A 623-nucleotide genomic window follows, 5' to 3' on the forward strand; every position below is an offset into this window, starting at 1 on the left:
GAAGACAATGCTCTCTGAGTTTTAAAATATTCAGCCACATCTTCCCGTTCATCAAATGGTCTGCATCTTTGTACAAGCTGACCATTGACAAGCACTTGTACTTCTTCGATGCTGTGAGCGAGCAGCCGTTAGACCTAAATCAAGAGCTAGGGAGCCAATGGGGTAACTTGCAGGCTGAGAATCTGAGCCTAGAGAGCAAACCTCTTGAGCTAGTGAATCAAAAGCTCAACTGTGAGAAATGGGGCGATATGGTTTTTGAGATAGTTTGCTATGTCCAGATGCTAAACGATAAGCTTTCAACTGAAGATTTTCCACATACAGGCCTGTTTCTGGCTAAAGCTAGGGGGGTGCTTGCTGAGATTGACACTCAAGCGGCCCTTGAGTCTGGGTTGAGACACCCCAAAAGAAGGTTTTGAGCTCCCCGAAAATTCGGGGCGAGTTCCCTCGCTTTCTTATTGAAAGAAGACGAGCAACTTTTACAGGAAAAACAAGGGGTTGCGGAACTTGAAAAAGATGAGCTTCACTTCAATAATTTTTCTCTGCGGTTGTGGGAAAGTTGATCGAAGACTCGCTGGTGTACAGCTCGGTCTATCCACATCTGATAGGTTTCTGTGTGGATCTTG

Annotated in this window: 1 pseudogene; it reads left to right on the forward strand. The window is 45.4% G+C overall.

The window, feature by feature from the left end:
* Positions 1 to 416: pseudogene (locus OSCIL6407_RS31360) on the forward strand (hypothetical protein); the annotation flags it as partial.
* Positions 417 to 623: the final 207 nt, after the last annotated feature.

This window comes from Kamptonema formosum PCC 6407 (assembly GCF_000332155.1).
Classification (GTDB): domain Bacteria; phylum Cyanobacteriota; class Cyanobacteriia; order Cyanobacteriales; family Microcoleaceae; genus Kamptonema; species Kamptonema formosum.